The sequence below is a fragment of the Escherichia sp. MOD1-EC7003 genome (assembly GCF_002965065.1).
Taxonomy (GTDB): domain Bacteria; phylum Pseudomonadota; class Gammaproteobacteria; order Enterobacterales; family Enterobacteriaceae; genus Escherichia.
In genome coordinates, this window is record NZ_PTRE01000046.1 from 1 (window position 1) to 15,019 (window position 15,019).

Here is a 15,019-nt window from a genome sequence, read left to right on the forward strand (position 1 = left end):
TTTGAATGGAAAGGACTGAAAAAATTATGCGTGGCAGTCTCCTTTCGGTCAATAATAGCAGAACAAAAGAAAGAGCCAGAAATGACGGTCAGGTATTATATCAGTTCTGCTGATTTAACCGCAGAGAAGTTCGCCACTGCGATCCGAAATCATTGGCACGTGGAGAATAAGCTGCACTGGCGTCTGGACGTGGTAATGAATGAAGACGACTGCAAAATAAGAAGAGGAAACGCAGCAGAATTATTTTCAGGGATACGGCACATCGCTATTAATATTTTGACGAATGATAAGGTATTCAAGGCAGGGTTAAGACGTAAGATGAGAAAAGCAGCCATGGACAGAGACTACCTCGCGTCAGTCCTTGCGGGGAGCGGGCTTTCGTAATCTTGCCCTGCCGGTTGTGTTTTTGAATGCTATTAATAATAGCAATTACCCAAAAACTCCTGTGAATAATGAACTTATTCCATTGGAATTTTTACGATTTTATAACGGAGATACCATTGATGATGCAGACTATGAAAATGCTGCAAGGACACTACAATGCGAAGTGGCTGCAATTAAAGCTGTTGCAAAAACTGAAAGTGGTAGTTCCGGTAGCTATTTTAAATTTGAACAAGAAGATGATTACGTCCCCTCAATTCTTTTTGAAAGACATCATTTCCATCGATATACGAATGGTGTGTATGATTCTCAACCTGATATTTCCAACAGCCGTTCTGGCGGTTATGGAACACGATCGGAGCAATATCAAAAATTACTTCGTGCATATGTTTTAGATAAGCAAGCTGCGCTTAAATCGGCATCGTGGGGTAAATTTCAGATATTGGCTTCAAATTACCAAGCTGCCGGGTACTCTTCGCCCGAAGAGTTTATAATATCGATTTCAGAGTCAGAGAAAAACCATCTGGCGGCATTCATTAACTTCATAAAATCTAATCCTGTATTATTGCGTGCTATTAGAGATAAAGATTGGCTTAACTTTGCTCTATGTTATAATGGGCAAAGTCAGCGAGGATATGATGACAGAATAAGGGCTAATTATGAGCAATATAGATAGAGCATTAATTTTTATTTTTTTATCTGGAATTCCCTGGACTCTACACGCAGGAAATAATTATTTTTTATGTAATACATCCAAAGGAACTTTGTCATTAACAAGTTTTGGTGAAACGTTGATTTATGAAATGAATAGTCAGCATGGGAATAAATTTCAATTCATTTCAGATGGACCAATGTATTCAGGATTTTTTTATAATCATTACTCCAGATTTCAAACGGATTACTTTAGCGTTAGTTTTATTCAAAGTGGATATAAGTACTCCGTGTTTAGCAATTACGACAACGGTAGTAACATGCGAGGGGTTAGTGTCATTGATATGAAAACAAAAAAAGAATACGTTTATAATTGCAAAGATTATAAAGTGGACAGGCTTTATAATCTGAAAAAAAAGCTTAAATGTGATATTAATAATGTACTAAGTTGTCAGTAAATTGTATCTTACAACGTTCGGGCGGTACGATTTACTGAAGCTGGCTTTTCATAGGCTGGAGGAAAACAGCAAGGGTAATAAAGGTAAAGACCATATAACGCCGATTTTTTGCACTAAACAATTAGCACTAAATGTCCAATAATCAAGATATCCCTTATTATTTAATAAGTGTTTTCATAGCTTATATATATTCAGACACTCCTTACATAAATAAGGAGAAAAAATGGAACTTAAAAAATTAATGGAGCATATTTCTACTGTCCCGATTACAGACAAGTCTGGAAAGTAGAGTATAAATTATCAGATATCCTAGTGCTGATTATTTTCGCCATCATTTCCGGAGCTGAAGGATGGGAAGATATAGAGGATTCTGGTGAGACTCATCTCGATTTGTTGAAGCAATATGGTGATTTTTAATATGGTATTCCTATTCACGATATCATTGCCAGAGTTGTGTCCTGTATCAGTCCTGGAAAATTTCACGAGTTCTTTATTAGCTGGATGTGTGACTGTCATTCTTCAGATAATAAAACCATCATCGCAATAGATGGAAAAGCACTCCAGCACTTTTTTGATTAGCATCGTCGCAGAGGAACAATTCATAATCATTGCGATCTCGACGATGTATAGTCTGATCCTGCGGCAGAACAAGACGGATAAAAAATCCAATGAGAGCACACTCATCAAGAACTTCTCAACCTAATGAATATTAAAGAAAAATCATCGCAGCCAATGAAGTAATATGCAAAAATAATTAGTCCTTACAAGGAGCAAAGTTCCATAATCTCCCCCCTCCCCCTCAATGATCCAAATAAAGATAATGCATCCAGCTGGTCATTCTTAGCAGCACTTTTCGCATCACCGAAACATGGCTGAAATGGTCAGAGTAAACGGCTACCTGGGCGTAGATGCCGTCGGGTAATGCATCAATATCAGCGTTAGGGTCCAGTTCAATGGTTCCCAGCACACCGTCCGTGCCGGGCACGACCGTTAATGATTGCAATACCCCCTGCGCCTGATACGAACCGCCTGGCACGACAGGTAAAATACTGGTCAGTTTGCCGTGGAACACCTGCCCTGGTAGCGCGTTAAACACCACTTCCGCATCATCGCCGGGTTTCAGACGTAACAGCGAGTTTTGCCGAAATTGGGCGACAATTTGCCGTTTTTGCTCGGGGATGAAAACCATAACCGGACGCAGCGGCAAAGCAGCTGCGTATGTACCTGGGCGTATCAGTACCTGAGTAACGTAGCCATTGCTTGGCGCACGTATGACGGTCTGTTCAAGGTTATATTTTGCTTCGGTAAGTTGCGCTCTTAAGCTGACAATCTGCGATTGCTCGCCGTTAACCATACTGTCGAGCTGGCTCTGGATCTGCGCCTGCTCTGCCACCGAGCCTTTCACCAGCGCATCCTGCGCGAGAAAATTCTGCCGCGCATCGTCAATGTCACGTTCCGAGAACGGATTCACCGCCGCCTGGCTGCCTTTCAGGTAACGTTGATAGTTTTTAAACAGCCGATCGCGCTCCGCGGAAACCTGGGAGGTGTTGGCCTGCGCTTCAGTGAGCTGCGCGCGCAGTGTCTTTATATTATGCGTCGCCGTCATCAGGTCAGCCTGAAGTCTGTCGACTCGCGCCTGGTAACGTACCGGGTCGAGCTTAAAAAGCACTTCGCCCTTTTGAATAAGCTGATTATTTTTGTCGGTGACTTCAGTCACGATCCCCGTCACCTGCGGCGTGATGGGAATAGCAATCACCGCTTTCTGTGCGGTAAAAGTGTAAGGATGGTTGTAGTTCATCAACAAAATCAAACCACTCACCAGAAACACGCCTCCCAGCGCCGCCGTCGCCAGCGTCCACTGATTCACCGGAATGCGGAAGATTTTAAAGACCGCCCACGCCAGCGCCACGTAAGTTAAAACAATCAATAGATCCATAATTAGATCTCCGGGAACGTGGAATAGTCAGTCTTTTTCTCGGCGGCGAGTTGGTTCTCCAGCCGGGCGATACGCTCAGAAAGCGCGATGATTTCCGGGTCAGACGCTTTCTCCTGCGACGCAGCATGTGACTGCATGCCCCAGCCACGCTCCGGTTGATAGAGCGTCGCCCAAATCCACAAGAACGGCCAGATAACATGCAGAGTAAACAGACTCACCCAACCCGCCGTATGAATAGCGTCGGCATGGGGGTGATTGCGCTTTTTAGCAATCAGATAAGGAATGTCATGTATCGCGATGATTCCATAAAAAATCACCAGAAAGACGAAGATCAGCACTCCCAACGCGAAATAGTTTAGAAACATATCTGCCTCGGATTCACGTTTATCAGTGTTGTTTTTTTGGCTGGCAGCCAGAGGGGAGTCAGGCTGATATTTTGACAATAATCCGGGTTCGCGATTCTCGCCATAACACCAAAGAATAATTTTAAGAGGCGATGAGTTGCTTAGTTACATAACGATTTTATGACGAAGGCATAACATGCTGTTGATCACATCAGGTGAACGCCGTAAGAAAATATCTTGTGATTCAAGTCACAAAAATCCAACAAACCATCAAAGCAAAAATGTGACATCGCTCACATTTAAATGCCATTTTTAGCAAAAATCGCCGCCTTGTTGCTTTTTCACACATGTGTTTTGTGATGAACATCACGTCAATTACCTCTCTACCCCCTATATTTATGTGACCAATATCACACAAAAGACCATCAACTGGACAGTTAACCGATTCAGTGCCAGATTTCGCAGTATCTACAAGGTCCGGCTACCTCTGCCGCCACATTAACAAAAAACCTCGGGCTTCCAGCCTGCGCGATAGCAAACATAAGAAGGGGTGTTTTTATGTCATCCGATATTAAGATCAAAGTGCAAAGCTTTGGTCGTTTCCTCAGCAACATGGTGATGCCAAATATCGGCGCGTTTATCGCGTGGGGTATCATCACCGCGTTATTTATTCCAACAGGGTGGTTACCGAACGAAACGCTGGCGAAGCTGGTCGGGCCGATGATCACTTATCTCCTGCCGCTGCTGATCGGTTATACCGGTGGTAAGCTGGTAGGCGGCGAACGTGGCGGCGTGGTCGGTGCCATTACCACTATGGGCGTTATCGTCGGCGCAGATATGCCGATGTTCCTCGGTTCTATGATTGCAGGTCCGCTGGGTGGCTGGTGCATTAAGCATTTCGACCGCTGGGTAGACGGTAAGATCAAATCCGGTTTTGAGATGCTGGTGAATAACTTCTCCGCAGGCATCATCGGGATGATCCTTGCCATTCTGGCATTCCTCGGCATTGGCCCATTGGTTGAATCGCTGTCCAAAATTCTGGCCGCTGGCGTTAACTTCATGGTTGTCCATGACATGCTGCCGCTGGCGTCTATCTTTGTTGAACCAGCGAAAATCCTGTTCCTTAACAACGCCATCAACCACGGTATCTTCTCGCCGCTGGGCATTCAGCAGTCTCATGAGATGGGCAAATCCATCTTCTTCCTGATTGAAGCAAACCCAGGCCCAGGGATGGGCGTGCTGTTGGCATATATGTTCTTTGGTCGTGGTAGCGCTAAACAGTCTGCGGGCGGTGCGGCAATTATCCACTTCCTGGGCGGTATCCACGAAATCTACTTCCCGTATGTGCTGATGAATCCGCGTCTGATCCTGGCCGTTATCCTCGGCGGTATGACTGGCGTCTTCACGCTGACTATCCTGGGCGGTGGTCTGGTTTCTCCGGCATCTCCGGGTTCCATCCTCGCCGTGCTGGCGATGACGCCGAAGGGTGCGTACTTTGCTAACATCGCGGCTATCTGCGCGGCAATGATCGTCTCCTTCGTTGTCTCTGCCATTCTGCTGAAAACCAGCAAAGTGAAAGAAGAAGATGACATCGAAGCAGCGACCCGTCGTATGCAGGACATGAAAGCTGAGTCTAAAGGCGCTTCTCCGCTGTCTGCTGGCGATGTGACTAACGACTTAAGCCACGTGCGTAAAATCATCGTTGCCTGTGACGCCGGTATGGGTTCCAGTGCGATGGGTGCAGGCGTGCTGCGTAAGAAAATTCAGGATGCAGGTCTGTCGCAGATTTCAGTTACTAACAGCGCGATCAACAACCTGCCGCCAGACGTGGACCTGGTCATCACTCACCGTGACCTGACCGAACGCGCTATGCGCCAGGTTCCGCAGGCACAGCATATTTCGTTGACCAACTTCCTCGACAGTGGGCTGTACTCCAGCCTGACCGAACGTCTGGTTGCTGCCCAGCGCCATACTGAAAACGAAGTGAAAGTGAAAGACAGTCTGAAAGACAGCTTTGACGATTCCAGCGCTAACCTGTTCAAACTGGGCGCGGAGAACATCTTCCTCGGTCGCAAAGCTGCCACCAAAGAAGAAGCGATTCGTTTTGCTGGCGAGCAACTGGTGAAAGGCGGTTACGTTGAGCCGGAATACGTTCAGGCGATGCTGGATCGTGAAAAACTGACCCCGACTTATCTGGGTGAGTCTATCGCGGTGCCGCACGGTACGGTTGAAGCGAAAGATCGCGTACTGAAAACGGGTGTCGTGTTCTGCCAGTACCCGGAAGGCGTGCGCTTCGGTGAAGAGGAAGATGACATTGCCCGTCTGGTGATTGGGATTGCTGCCCGTAACAACGAGCACATTCAGGTTATCACCAGCCTGACCAATGCACTGGATGATGAGTCCGTCATCGAGCGTCTGGCACACACCACCAGCGTGGATGAAGTGCTGGAACTGCTGGTTGGTCGTAAGTAATCCAATCCTCTCCACAGGAGAAGATGGGGCTAATTGCCTGATGCGCTACGCTTATCAGGCCTACAAAACAAAGCGCAATTTGTTGAAGTTGCACGATCTTGTAGGCCGGATAAGGCGTTTACGCCGCATCCGGCGCGGCCTCTCTCCTCACGGAGAGGGTTTGGGTGAGGGAAAAGCCTCACCCCAGCCCTCTCGGGTAAAAACATTGATGAAGGTTAATACTATGAAAGCATTACATTTTGGCGCAGGTAATATCGGTCGTGGCTTTATCGGTAAACTGCTGGCAGACGCAGGTATCCAACTGACATTTGCCGATGTAAATCAGGTGGTGCTTGATGCCCTGAATGCCCGTCATAGCTATCAGGTTCATGTGGTTGGCGAAACCGAGCAGGTAGATACCGTTTCTGGCGTCGATGCCGTCAGCAGCATTGGTGATGATGTCGTTGATCTGATTGCTCAGGTTGATTTAGTCACTACCGCCGTTGGCCCGGTTGTGCTGGAACGTATTGCTCCGGCAATCGCCAAAGGGCTGGTGAAACGTAAAGAACAAGGTAATGAATCCCCGCTGAACATCATCGCCTGTGAAAACATGGTACGCGGCACCACACAGCTGAAAGGCCATGTGATGAACGCCTTGCCAGAAGACGCAAAAGCGTGGGTCGAAGAACATGTTGGCTTTGTCGATTCTGCCGTTGACCGCATCGTGCCGCCTTCAGCTTCGGCAACTAACGATCCACTGGAAGTGACGGTAGAAACCTTCAGCGAATGGATTGTCGATAAAACCCAGTTCAAAGGGGCGCTGCCGAATATCCCTGGCATGGAATTAACCGACAATCTGATGGCATTTGTCGAACGTAAACTCTTCACCCTGAACACCGGTCATGCTATAACCGCGTACCTCGGAAAACTGGCCGGTCATCAGACCATTCGTGACGCGATTCTCGACGAGAAAATCCGCGCGGTGGTAAAAGGTGCGATGGAAGAAAGTGGTGCGGTATTGATCAAGCGCTACGGCTTTGACGCTGACAAACATGCGGCGTACATCCAGAAAATTCTTGGCCGTTTTGAGAACCCGTATCTGAAAGATGATGTAGAGCGCGTAGGCCGTCAGCCGCTGCGTAAACTCAGCGCAGGCGACCGTCTGATCAAACCACTGCTCGGTACGCTGGAGTACGGTCTTCCGCACAAAAACCTGATTGAAGGTATTGCCGCTGCAATGCACTTCCGCAGTGAAGAAGATCCGCAGGCTCAGGAACTGGCAGCACTGATTGCCGACAAAGGTCCGCAGGCGGCGCTGGCACAGATTTCCGGTCTTGATGCCCACAGCGAGGTTGTCAGCGAGGCAGTAACCGCTTATAAAGCAATGCAATAATGGTGGACCAGGCGCAGGATACCCTGCGCCCGAATAACAGATTGTCAGATATGCAGGCAACAATGGAACAAACCCAGGCCTTTGAAAACCGTGTGCTTGAGCGTCTGAATGCTGGCAAAACCGTGCGAAGCTTTCTGATCACCGCCGTCGAGCTCCTGAACGAGGCGGTAAATCTTCTGGTGCTTCAGGTATTCCGCAAAGACGATTACGCGGTGAAGTATGCTGTAGAACCGTTGCTCGACGGCGATGGTCCGCTGGGCGATCTTTCTGTGCGTTTAAAACTCATTTACGGGTTGGGCGTCATTAACCGCCAGGAATACGAAGATGCGGAGCTGCTGATGGCATTGCGTGAAGAGCTAAATCACGACGGCAACGAGTACGCGTTTACCGACGACGAAATCCTTGGCCCCTTTAGTGAGCTGCACTGCGTGGCGGCGTTGCCACCGCCGCCACAGTTTGAACCAGCAGACTCCAGTTTGTATACAATGCAAGTTCAGCGCTATCAACAGGCTGTGCGATCAACAATGGTCCTTTCACTGACAGAGCTGATTTCCAAAATCAGCTTAAAAAAAGCCTTTCAAAAGTAAGCAACGTCTGCTTACTGCCCTTCTACCTGCTTCGGCCGATAAAGCCGACGATAATACTCCAGACGTTGTAGATATAACGGCACGCTTTCATCGGGTATTCCGGACGGAATCGCGTTACGGGGAGGTAGTTTTTTCAGATACTCCCGGAACGCCTGGCTTGATGCCATGAAATCTACGGCTTTATCGATAAGAAGCGGAACGTTTTCACCTAATTTGCCCATGATGATATCTCCGTATTACCCCGCGCCGGGAATGCGCGGCCGCCAATTTTAGTTTAGGTTCCCGGTAAAGATGACATTAAGTAAAACGTGCTGAATCCTCAATAATCATCCGCTTCTGTTTATTATCTTTTTTCTATAGATTTCTTAATTAATCAATAAATTGCGCACTTTTTAAACATGTTGATAGTTTCCATTAGGAACTATTGCAATGTCATCAGTTGTGGACAAAGCACCTGGTCGCGCATACTAGGGGCTATAAATTTATCTCTATCAGAAGTCATCACATGAAAGAAGTCGAAAAAAAAGAAATCAAACGTCTTAGCGATCGCCTGGACGCCATCCGCCACCAGCAGGCCGATCTGTCGCTGGTTGAAGCCGCAGACAAATACGCCGAGCTGGAAAAAGAAAAAGCCACACTGGAAGCTGAAATTGCCCGCCTGCGGGAGGTTCACAGCCAAAAACTGAGTAAAGAAGCACAGAAGCTGATGAAGATGCCGTTCCAGCGCGCAATTACCAAAAAAGAGCAGGCTGATATGGGCAAGCTGAAGAAAAGTGTTCGCGGGCTGGTGGTTGTACATCCAATGACCGCGCTAGGCCGCGAAATGGGCCTGCAGGAGATGACCGGGTTTTCGAAAACAGAATTCTGATTTACACCTTCCCGCATTCATATCCTCTACAGGATAAGTGCGGGAACTCTCCTCCCCTCAGCATTCACCCCGAATATTATTGCCTTCAGGCAATTAAACTGTCAGGTAATAAGTCATCATCTGAGGATGGGTTGCCTTTTTGTTTGGATTGAGACTTCGGCTTTTTGACATTAGCGCAAGACTGCGTGCGCGCTGCCCCCGACCGGGGCAAGGATTAGGGTGAGGGGCACAAGCCAGCTCCGCAGCAAATTATTCTCTCCCACAAGAATTGGCCCTACCAATTCTCGCTTATCTGACCTTTGGTTCCCAGTTCCCCAATTAAAACTCACATCGATGTTGCTAACTAATAACATTTAGTTAACCATTCATTGTCATTATCCCTACACAACAAAATTGGCAGTGCCACTTTTACACAACGTGTGACAAGGAGATGAGCAACAGACTCATTACACGATGTGCGTGGACTCCAGGAGACCTGCAATGAATCTCTGGCAACAAAACTATGATCCCGCCGGGAATATCTGGCTTTCCAGCCTGATAGCATCGCTTCCCATCCTGTTTTTCTTTTTTGCACTGATTAAGCTCAAACTGAAAGGATACGTCGCCGCCTCATGGACGGTGGCAATCGCCCTTGCCGTGGCTTTGCTGTTCTATAAAATGCCGATCGCTAACGCGCTGGCCTCGGTGGTGTATGGCTTCTTCTACGGGCTGTGGCCCATCGCGTGGATCATTATTGCGGCGGTGTTCGTCTATAAGATCTCGGTGAAAACCGGTCAGTTTGACATCATCCGCTCGTCTATTCTTTCGATAACCCCTGACCAGCGCCTGCAAATGCTGATCGTCGGTTTCTGTTTCGGTGCATTTCTTGAAGGGGCAGCAGGCTTTGGCGCACCAGTGGCAATTACCGCCGCATTGCTGGTCGGCCTGGGCTTTAAACCGTTATACGCCGCCGGGCTGTGCCTGATTGTTAACACCGCGCCAGTGGCATTTGGTGCGATGGGTATTCCGATTCTGGTTGCCGGACAAGTAACAGGCATCGACAGCTTTGAGATTGGCCAGATGGTAGGCCGTCAGCTACCGTTTATGACCATTATCGTGCTGTTCTGGATCATGGCGATTATGGACGGTTGGCGCGGTATCAAAGAAACCTGGCCTGCGGTCACGGTTGCGGGCGGGTCGTTTGCCATCGCTCAGTATCTCAGCTCCAACTTTATTGGGCCGGAACTGCCAGACATTATTTCTTCGCTAGTATCGCTGCTCTGCCTGACACTGTTCCTCAAACGCTGGCAACCGGTGCGCATATTCCGTTTTGGTGATTTGGGGGCGTCACAGGTTGATATCACGCTGGCCCATACCAGTTACACAGCGGGTCAGGTATTACGTGCCTGGACACCGTTCCTGTTCCTGACCGCTACCGTAACACTGTGGAGTATCCCGCCGTTTAAAGCCCTGTTCGCATCGGGTGGCGCGCTGTATGAGTGGGTGATCAACATTCCTGTACCGTACCTCGATAAACTGGTTGCTCGTATGCCGCCAGTAGTCAGCGAAGCGACAGCGTATGCCGCTGTGTTTAAGTTCGACTGGTTCTCTGCTACGGGTACTGCCATTCTGTTTGCTGCCCTGCTCTCAATTGTCTGGTTGAAGATGAAACCATCTGACGCTATCAGCACCTTCGGCAGCACGCTGAAAGAACTGGCTCTGCCTGTCTACTCCATCGGTATGGTGCTGGCATTCGCCTTTATCTCGAACTATTCCGGACTGTCATCAACACTGGCGCTGGCACTGGCTCACACCGGTCATGCATTCACCTTCTTCTCGCCGTTCCTCGGCTGGCTGGGGGTATTCCTGACCGGGTCGGATACCTCATCTAACGCCCTGTTCGCCGCGCTGCAAGCCACCGCAGCACAACAAATTGGCGTCTCTGATCTGTTACTGGTTGCTGCCAACACCACCGGTGGCGTCACCGGTAAGATGATCTCTCCGCAATCTATCGCTATCGCCTGTGCGGCGGTAGGCCTGGTGGGCAAAGAGTCTGATTTGTTCCGCTTTACTATCAAACACAGCCTGATCTTCACCTGTATGGTCGGCGTGATGACCACGCTTCAGGCCTATGTCTTAACGTGGATGATTCCTTAATGATTGTTTTACCCAGACGCCTGTCAGACGAGGTTGCCGATCGTGTGCGGGCGCTGATTGATGAAAAAAACCTGGAGGCGGGCATGAAGTTGCCCGCTGAACGCCAACTGGCAATGCAACTCGGCGTGTCGCGTAATTCACTGCGCGAAGCGTTGGCAAAACTGGTGAGCGAAGGCGTGCTGCTCAGTCGACGCGGCGGCGGGACGTTTATTCGCTGGCGTAATGACACATGGTCGGAGCAAAACATCGTCCAGCCGCTGAAAACGCTGATGGCCGATGATCCGGATTACAGTTTCGATATTCTGGAAGCCCGCTACGCTATTGAAACCAGCACCGCGTGGCATGCGGCAATGCGCGCCACGCCTGGTGACAAAGAAAAGATTCAGCTTTGCTTTGAAGCAACGTTCAGCGAAGACCCGGATCTCGCCTCACAAGCGGACGTTCGTTTTCATCTGGCGATTGCCGAAGCCTCACATAACATCGTGCTGCTACAGACCATGCGCGGTTTCTTTGATGTCCTGCAATCCTCTGTAAAACATAGCCGCCAGCGGATGTACCTGGTCCCCCCGATTTTTTCACAGCTGACCGAACAACATCAGGCTGTCATTGACGCCATTTTTACCGGTGATGCCGACGGCGCGCGTAAAGCAATGATGGCGCACCTCGGTTTTGTCCACACCACCATGAAACGATTCGATGAAGATCAGGCTCGCCATGCACGCATTACCCGCCTGCCCGGTGACCATAATGATCATTCGAGGGAGAAAAACGCATGATTATTTCCGCAGCCAGCGATTATCGCGCCGCAGCACAACGCATTCTACCGCCGTTCCTGTTCCACTATATGGATGGGGGTGCATATTCTGAATACACGCTGCGCCGCAACGTGGAAGATTTGTCAGAAGTGGCGCTGCGCCAGCGTATTCTGAAAAACATGTCCAACTTAAGCCTGGAAACGACGCTGTTTAATGAGAAATTGTCGATGCCGGTGGCGCTAGGTCCGGTAGGTTTGTGTGGCATGTATGCGCGACGCGGCGAAGTTCAGGCCGCCAAAGCGGCAGATGCGCATGGTATTCCGTTTACTCTCTCAACGGTTTCCGTTTGCCCGATTGAAGAAGTCGCTCCAGCTATCAAACGTCCGATGTGGTTCCAGCTTTATGTGCTGCGCGATCGCGGCTTTATGCGTAACGCGCTGGAGCGAGCAAAAGCAGCGGGTTGTTCGACGCTGGTTTTCACCGTGGATATGCCAACACCAGGCGCACGTTACCGTGATGCGCACTCGGGTATGAGCGGCCCAAATGCGGCAATGCGCCGCTACTTGCAGGCAGTGACGCATCCGCAATGGGCGTGGGATGTGGGTCTGAACGGTCGTCCACATGATTTAGGTAATATCTCAGCTTACCTCGGCAAACCGACCGGACTGGAAGATTACATCGGCTGGCTGGGAAATAACTTCGATCCGTCCATCTCATGGAAAGACCTCGAGTGGATCCGCGATTTCTGGGATGGACCGATGGTGATCAAAGGGATCCTCGATCCGGAAGATGCGCGCGATGCAGTGCGTTTTGGTGCTGATGGGATTGTAGTTTCTAACCACGGTGGCCGCCAGCTGGACGGTGTACTCTCTTCTGCCCGTGCACTACCCGCTATTGCGGATGCAGTAAAAGGTGATATCGCCATTCTGGCAGATAGCGGGATTCGTAACGGGCTTGATGTCGTGCGTATGATTGCGCTCGGTGCCGACACAGTACTGCTGGGTCGTGCTTTCCTGTATGCGCTGGCAACAGCGGGCCAGGCGGGCGTGACAAATCTGCTTAATCTGATCGAGAAAGAGATGAAAGTGGCAATGACGCTGACTGGCACGAAATCGATCAGTGAAATTACGCAAGATTCGCTGGTCCAGGCGCTGGGTAAAGAGTTGCCTGTGGCGCTGGCTCCGATGACGAAAGGGAATGCAGCTTAAGAGTTAGATGAATATCTGCTATCCTGCCCCCGCACTAAGGGGGCAGTATGCTAAACATCGTACTTTACGAACCAGAAATTCCACCAAATACTGGCAACATCATCCGTCTTTGCGCTAATACCGGCTTTCGTCTGCATATCATCGAACCGATGGGATTTGCCTGGGACGATAAGCGCCTGCGCCGCGCGGGGCTGGACTACCACGAATTTACCGCCGTTACGCGTCATCATGACTATCGCGCGTTCCTTGAAGCAGAAAATCCCCAACGACTGTTTGCCCTTACGACCAAAGGTACGCCCGCACATAGCGCCGTAAGCTATCAGGATGGCGACTATCTGATGTTCGGCCCGGAAACGCGCGGTCTACCAGCGAGCATTCTTGATGCTCTGCCCGCTGAACAAAAAATTCGTATTCCAATGGTGCCGGACAGCCGCAGCATGAACCTGTCCAATGCGGTGTCGGTCGTGGTGTATGAAGCCTGGCGGCAACTGGGGTATCCAGGAGCGGTATTGAGAGATTAAGATGCGGTAGGCCGGATAAGGCGTTCACGCCGCATCCGGCACGATAACAGAACGTCAGATCCCATCACCATACTCAAATGTATGGTTAATGCCGTTGAAATGCTGGTCCATATCCATTGATGGCTTATCGCTGTCTGGTTTACCGACAATGCGTGCCGGGACGCCAGCGGCGGTGGTATGCGGCGGCACTGGTTGCAGCACCACGGAACCTGCGCCAATCTTCGCGCCGCGCCCAACTTCAATATTGCCGAGGATTTTCGCGCCCGCGCCAATCATCACGCCTTCACGAATTTTCGGGTGGCGGTCCCCCCCCGATTTACCCGTACCGCCAAGCGTGACAGATTGCAGTATCGACACATCGTTTTCAATTACCGCCGTTTCACCCACAACAATGCCCGTCGCGTGGTCTAGCATGATGCCACGACCAATTTTGGCCGCCGGGTGGATATCAACCTGGAAAGTCACAGAGATTTGATTTTGCAGGAAAATCGCCAGTGCGCGACGCCCCTGATTCCATAGCCAGTGGCCGATGCGATAGGCCTGCAAGGCATGAAAACCTTTCAGGTATAACAGTGGGGTTGAGTATTTATCGACTGCCGGGTCGCGGGTACGCACCGCCTGAATATCACAGGCCGCAGAGGCGATCATTTCCGGGTCGGCGGCGTAAGCTTCCTCCACCACTTCACGGATAGCAATAGCAGGCATAATTGGCGATGACAGTTTGTTCGCCAGCATGTAGCTCAGTGCACTGCCCAGATTCTCGTGCTTAAGTAGTGTCGCGTGGTAAAAACTGGCCAGCATTGGCTCACAGTCTGCCAGCGTTCTGGCTTCGGCTTTAATATTGTTCCAGACAATTTCCAGTTCTTCACACGACATTGCTTACTCCACTCGATGAGATAATGACCGGCCCGTTCTGCGCGGGCCGGGTCATAGCGGTAACAAAGATTCCCTGGGTTTAGTGGCTACTGCGCTCATCCTTGCGTGCACGACCCAGTAAGGTCAATGCTGCCTCGCGCGCGTTTTTCCCGCAATATAATACTTGATAAATTTCCTCGGTTATTGGCATGTCAACGCCGAAGCGATGCGCCAGTTCGCGGACTTCTTTCGTATTGCGGTAGCCTTCCACCACCTGACCAATCTGCTCCTGCGCGCTTTGTACATCCATGCCCTGACCGAGCATCATGCCAAAACGGCGGTTACGCGACTGGTTGTCGGTACAGGTAAGCACCAGATCGCCCAGCCCCGCCATGCCCATAAAGGTGGCAGGATCGGCACCCAGCGCCGCGCCAAGACGCGACATTTCAGCCAGCCCACGGGTGATCAGAGCCGT

The 15,019-nt window shown here is 50.0% G+C and carries 16 protein-coding genes and 1 pseudogene; 12 read left to right on the forward strand and 5 right to left on the reverse strand.

Going from position 1 to position 15,019, the window contains the following annotated elements:
• The 4 genes and pseudogenes from A7090_RS08545 to A7090_RS08560 form a co-directional block, all read left to right on the forward strand.
• Positions 1 to 384 (forward strand): ISAs1 family transposase (locus A7090_RS08545; RefSeq protein WP_123056939.1); only part of this gene is annotated, 384 nt, incomplete at its 5' end.
• A gap of 16 nt (positions 385 to 400) precedes the next feature.
• Positions 401 to 1,057: an N-acetylmuramidase family protein gene (locus A7090_RS08550; RefSeq protein ID WP_240246337.1), complete on the forward strand. Its 657-nt coding sequence runs from the start codon at positions 401 to 403 to the stop codon at positions 1,055 to 1,057.
• Positions 1,041 to 1,490, forward strand: coding sequence for a hypothetical protein (locus A7090_RS08555; protein ID WP_000065119.1), 450 nt, complete (start codon positions 1,041 to 1,043; stop codon positions 1,488 to 1,490). Before A7090_RS08550 ends, A7090_RS08555 begins: the two co-directional genes overlap by 17 nt.
• Positions 1,491 to 1,713: 223 nt before the next feature.
• A pseudogene (locus A7090_RS08560) lies at positions 1,714 to 2,210 on the forward strand (ISAs1 family transposase); the annotation flags it as partial.
• Positions 2,211 to 2,289: 79 nt separating this feature from the next.
• On the opposite strand, the gene A7090_RS08565 reads toward A7090_RS08560, so the two are convergent.
• Entirely contained in the window at positions 2,290 to 3,426 is a 1,137-nt protein-coding gene (locus A7090_RS08565) for an HlyD family secretion protein (protein ID WP_001357932.1), read from the reverse strand.
• Positions 3,427 to 3,428: 2 nt separating this feature from the next.
• The gene (locus A7090_RS08570; protein WP_105273697.1) at positions 3,429 to 3,791 is read right to left on the reverse strand and encodes a DUF3302 domain-containing protein; all 363 of its coding nucleotides are present in this window, start codon (positions 3,789 to 3,791) and stop codon (positions 3,429 to 3,431) included.
• A gap of 537 nt (positions 3,792 to 4,328) precedes the next feature.
• Here A7090_RS08570 and mtlA point away from each other — a divergent pair.
• The 3 genes from mtlA to mtlR all read left to right on the forward strand — a co-directional run bounded on the left by mtlA (position 4,329) and on the right by mtlR (position 8,201).
• Entirely contained in the window at positions 4,329 to 6,242 is a 1,914-nt protein-coding gene (gene mtlA, locus A7090_RS08575) for a PTS mannitol transporter subunit IICBA (protein WP_105273689.1), read from the forward strand.
• A gap of 223 nt (positions 6,243 to 6,465) precedes the next feature.
• Positions 6,466 to 7,614: a mannitol-1-phosphate 5-dehydrogenase gene (mtlD, locus tag A7090_RS08580; RefSeq protein ID WP_105273690.1), complete on the forward strand. Its 1,149-nt coding sequence runs from the start codon at positions 6,466 to 6,468 to the stop codon at positions 7,612 to 7,614.
• Entirely contained in the window at positions 7,614 to 8,201 is a 588-nt protein-coding gene (gene mtlR / locus A7090_RS08585) for a mannitol operon repressor MtlR (protein ID WP_105273691.1), read from the forward strand. Before mtlD ends, mtlR begins: the two co-directional genes overlap by 1 nt.
• 11 nt (positions 8,202 to 8,212) lie before the next feature.
• Here mtlR and yibT read toward each other — a convergent pair whose 3' ends face one another.
• Entirely contained in the window at positions 8,213 to 8,422 is a 210-nt protein-coding gene (yibT, locus tag A7090_RS08590) for a protein YibT (RefSeq protein WP_000517100.1), read from the reverse strand.
• A 284-nt stretch (positions 8,423 to 8,706) separates the two neighbouring features.
• On the opposite strand from yibT, the gene A7090_RS08595 reads away from it, so the two are divergent.
• The 5 genes from A7090_RS08595 (at position 8,707) to trmL (ending at position 13,689) form a co-directional block, all read left to right on the forward strand.
• Positions 8,707 to 9,069 (forward strand): YibL family ribosome-associated protein, encoded by a 363-nt coding sequence (locus tag A7090_RS08595; protein ID WP_105273692.1) that lies wholly within the window; start codon positions 8,707 to 8,709, stop codon positions 9,067 to 9,069.
• Positions 9,070 to 9,549: 480 nt separating this feature from the next.
• The gene (gene lldP / locus A7090_RS08600; RefSeq protein ID WP_105273693.1) at positions 9,550 to 11,205 is read left to right on the forward strand and encodes an L-lactate permease; all 1,656 of its coding nucleotides are present in this window, start codon (positions 9,550 to 9,552) and stop codon (positions 11,203 to 11,205) included.
• Complete coding sequence (lldR, locus tag A7090_RS08605; protein WP_105273694.1) at positions 11,205 to 11,981, forward strand: transcriptional regulator LldR; 777 nt, start codon at positions 11,205 to 11,207, stop codon at positions 11,979 to 11,981. Before lldP ends, lldR begins: the two co-directional genes overlap by 1 nt.
• A complete protein-coding gene (gene lldD / locus A7090_RS08610; protein WP_105273695.1) occupies positions 11,978 to 13,168 on the forward strand; it encodes a quinone-dependent L-lactate dehydrogenase in 1,191 nt (396 codons plus the stop codon). The genes lldR and lldD overlap by 4 nt, the downstream gene beginning before the upstream one ends.
• A 47-nt stretch (positions 13,169 to 13,215) precedes the next feature.
• Positions 13,216 to 13,689, forward strand: a complete 474-nt coding sequence (gene trmL, locus A7090_RS08615; RefSeq protein WP_000932347.1) for a tRNA (uridine(34)/cytosine(34)/5-carboxymethylaminomethyluridine(34)-2'-O)-methyltransferase TrmL — start codon at positions 13,216 to 13,218, stop codon at positions 13,687 to 13,689.
• Between the two features lie 54 nt (positions 13,690 to 13,743).
• Here the strand turns inward: trmL and cysE are convergent, their stop codons facing one another.
• Both cysE and A7090_RS08625 read right to left on the reverse strand, forming a co-directional pair.
• Positions 13,744 to 14,565, reverse strand: coding sequence for a serine O-acetyltransferase (cysE, locus tag A7090_RS08620; RefSeq protein ID WP_105273696.1), 822 nt, complete (start codon positions 14,563 to 14,565; stop codon positions 13,744 to 13,746).
• A gap of 79 nt (positions 14,566 to 14,644) precedes the next feature.
• A partial coding sequence (locus A7090_RS08625; protein WP_342365289.1) for an NAD(P)H-dependent glycerol-3-phosphate dehydrogenase occupies positions 14,645 to 15,019 on the reverse strand: 375 nt, incomplete at its 5' end.

Coding starts and splice junctions, on each gene's coding strand:
- A7090_RS08555 (WP_000065119.1), top strand. CDS start 1,041: ATGAGCAATATAGATAGAGCATTAATTTTTATTTTTTTATCTGGAATT.
- A7090_RS08565 (WP_001357932.1), bottom strand. CDS start 3,426: ATGGATCTATTGATTGTTTTAACTTACGTGGCGCTGGCGTGGGCGGTC.
- A7090_RS08570 (WP_105273697.1), bottom strand. CDS start 3,791: ATGTTTCTAAACTATTTCGCGTTGGGAGTGCTGATCTTCGTCTTTCTG.
- mtlA (WP_105273689.1), top strand. CDS start 4,329: ATGTCATCCGATATTAAGATCAAAGTGCAAAGCTTTGGTCGTTTCCTC.
- mtlD (WP_105273690.1), top strand. CDS start 6,466: ATGAAAGCATTACATTTTGGCGCAGGTAATATCGGTCGTGGCTTTATC.
- mtlR (WP_105273691.1), top strand. CDS start 7,614: ATGGTGGACCAGGCGCAGGATACCCTGCGCCCGAATAACAGATTGTCA.
- yibT (WP_000517100.1), bottom strand. CDS start 8,422: ATGGGCAAATTAGGTGAAAACGTTCCGCTTCTTATCGATAAAGCCGTA.
- A7090_RS08595 (WP_105273692.1), top strand. CDS start 8,707: ATGAAAGAAGTCGAAAAAAAAGAAATCAAACGTCTTAGCGATCGCCTG.
- lldP (WP_105273693.1), top strand. CDS start 9,550: ATGAATCTCTGGCAACAAAACTATGATCCCGCCGGGAATATCTGGCTT.
- lldR (WP_105273694.1), top strand. CDS start 11,205: ATGATTGTTTTACCCAGACGCCTGTCAGACGAGGTTGCCGATCGTGTG.
- lldD (WP_105273695.1), top strand. CDS start 11,978: ATGATTATTTCCGCAGCCAGCGATTATCGCGCCGCAGCACAACGCATT.
- trmL (WP_000932347.1), top strand. CDS start 13,216: ATGCTAAACATCGTACTTTACGAACCAGAAATTCCACCAAATACTGGC.
- cysE (WP_105273696.1), bottom strand. CDS start 14,565: ATGTCGTGTGAAGAACTGGAAATTGTCTGGAACAATATTAAAGCCGAA.